Below are 2,361 nucleotides of genomic sequence, written 5' to 3'. Positions count from 1 at the left end.
GGCGCGAAAGCCTCGTCCAGACGATGCGTCAGATCGCCGGAGGACAGAGCCGTCAGACCCCGCCCCAGCCGCTCCACCGCAACCGCCTGCTCCGCGCGCGACCGCTCGCGCTCGGCATCGGCCTCCGACGCCGCCTTCAGCCGGACTCGAAGCGCCTCGAGACTGCGCGCGATCATGCCGATTTCGTCGGATTTATGGGTCATCGGGATTTCGTCGTCATAGGCACCTGATGTGATCCGCGCCATGGCCCCGCTGACCTGCCGAAGTGGCTGGCCGATCGTCTTGCGCAGCATCTGTGTCGATATGGCGAGCAGGACGAGGAACAGAAGTCCCGCCAATGACATCGCAGGCAGGGCGTCAAGAAGCATTTCGCCCATCAGCCCGTCGGCCGTCCAGACGGCGCCCAAAGCGCCAACCGACGCATCTCCGTAAATCACGGGCACGCCAACGATCAGCGCCCCGCTGTCCAGCGCGATCTGGCCGATTTCGAGCGCGCGGCGTGCAAGTTCGTCCATGCGGGCAGATTGTGCCGGTGTCGCCGTGCCCAACTGGACAACGCGTTCCCCGTTGCCCGACCAGACCCCGACCTGAACGAAATTGTCCCCCGCGCGCTCGGCGTAGAGGCCCAGTTGGGCCTGCACTGCATCGAGCTTGCCGAACCTCAGATGGCCCGAGACGGCATCCGCGCCGGAGACCGTCATCTCGGCCATCAGGTTGCCAAGATGCCGGTGAACGATTTCATAGGCGCTGCGCGTCGAGGCGGTCAGCACCATCGCCGCGACAAGAATGGTCGTGATCGCAACGAGTGCCGCGCCCTTGACGAACACCGAGGTTCCGGCTCCGTTGCGAGCCGTCGTACCAGAAATGCCTTGCATCTTTCGTCTCCTTCTCCAGACGGCTCGCGTTTCGGTGCCTTACATGAAGGCTTCGCCATCGACCCCGACGGTCATCGCGCCGATCGGGGTGCCGGTCTCGGGATCGGCGATGGTGAACGAGACCTCGACCTGGTAGCGCTGGCTCGATTGGTCGAACTCGACCTCGCCGAAATGGATTGCATCGGGACCAATGGCATGGGTGAGGAAGTGCTTTTCCTCGTCGCCCTGCCAGTAGTCAGAGGTCACTTCCGAGACCGCGACGTTCAGCCCCTTGGCGTCCATCAGGATGATCTCGGTCACCTGACCGTTGGTCGCGGCGGACTGTTCGCGCAGGTACCCGGACACGGGGCTGGCCAGCATCGGCGAGATCATCGGGCTGTCGGCCGCGCCCACCTGCGCGCGCCAGACAAGGTCAAGCTCGTCGATCCGGGCCTGATCGTAGCCTTCGGTACGGGCATTCTGCGCCTTGATGGCGTCGATGATGATCGGCGCCGTCGCCCGGGGGCGCACCGACTCCTCGAGACAGGCGGTCAACTGGGCGTCGAAATCGCCGGCATGGGCAACCGGGGCGGTCACGACGGCAAGAAGGGGAGCAAGTCTGGTGATCGAGCGAAACATGGGGGGTCTTTCCTTGATCTGTGGACGCGTCGTTTCAGGGGATGCAGACGGGATTCACTGATAGGGCGAATTACCTATAGAAGGTTTAACACCCTCGGCCGCGGCCGGCGCGTGATCGGGCGTCGAGGGTGCCCCATGGCGACGGGCGGCGGCCCAGCCGTCTTCGGCCCCGACCGATGAAAGGGTCCGGAAAACAGGTTCAACATTTTGAGAAGACGTTGCTTTTCTGCTCACGCGCGGTCTTGGTCCACGCCTTCCGGCCGGAAGGCGGATTTGACCCGCGATCCCTCCGTCCGGCGGACGGCCACAGGGATTGTTAACCGTGCAGACGGATTTCCACCCTGCGGCGCGGTCTATCCGCCCAGGTGAGTCCCCGCCCAGACCAGGCCGATCAGCACCGGCTGGTGCAGTAGGTAGATCGCCAGGCTATGGCGTCCGGGCCAGGCAAGCCAGCGTATTGGCGGCGCTGCGGCCCGGCGGCGTTCGAGCTGTGCCCAGAGTCCGGCGCGCGCCATCAGCCCGGCCAGCCCGAGCCCGGCCAGGAAGGGGGCAAGCCAAGGGACGAGGGGCACATAGTCGACACTGGGCCGCGGGCTGGCGGTGAGGCCCGTCCAGTCGAGCCAGATCCCGCGGAGCGAGGGCGCAAGGCCGAGGCCGGTTTGTGCCACCAGCAGCAGGCCGCCCGCCGCGGCCAGCGTCAGCACGGCGGGCAGGCGCAGGAAAGCCAGCCCCAGTATGCTGGCCACGGCGATGGAATGCAGGATGCCGAAATAGACGAAGCTGGCCGGGAACATGACCCAGGTGCCAAGGCTGACCAGGCCCGCCGCCCCGGTGATCGTCAGGAGGCGGCGCAGGTAGGCGCGCCAGC

Annotated in this window: 3 protein-coding genes; all 3 read right to left on the bottom strand. The window is 66.0% G+C overall.

What is annotated here, in order from left to right; all coding sequences use genetic code 11:
* Positions 1-875 (bottom strand): HAMP domain-containing protein (locus tag ENN83_RS03110; RefSeq protein ID WP_287183988.1); only part of this gene is annotated, 875 nt, incomplete at its 3' end.
* Positions 876-914: 39 nt separating this feature from the next.
* On the bottom strand, positions 915-1,493 hold the full coding sequence (locus ENN83_RS03105) for a hypothetical protein (RefSeq protein ID WP_287183985.1): 579 nt from the start codon (positions 1,491-1,493) through the stop codon (positions 915-917).
* A 353-nt stretch (positions 1,494-1,846) separates the two neighbouring features.
* Positions 1,847-2,361: DUF1624 domain-containing protein (locus ENN83_RS03100; RefSeq protein ID WP_287183982.1), on the bottom strand; the 515-nt coding region annotated here is incomplete at its 5' end.

This window comes from Rhodovulum sp., assembly GCF_011048875.1.
GTDB lineage: Bacteria > Pseudomonadota > Alphaproteobacteria > Rhodobacterales > Rhodobacteraceae > Rhodovulum > Rhodovulum tesquicola.
The sequence above is the reverse complement of the archived record's forward strand: the minus strand, read 5'-3'. Positions and strand labels throughout refer to the sequence as shown.

Excerpts from the sequence above, each read along its gene's own strand:
- ENN83_RS03105 (WP_287183985.1), bottom strand. The coding sequence starts at position 1,493 with ATGTTTCGCTCGATCACCAGACTTGCTCCCCTTCTTGCCGTCGTGACC.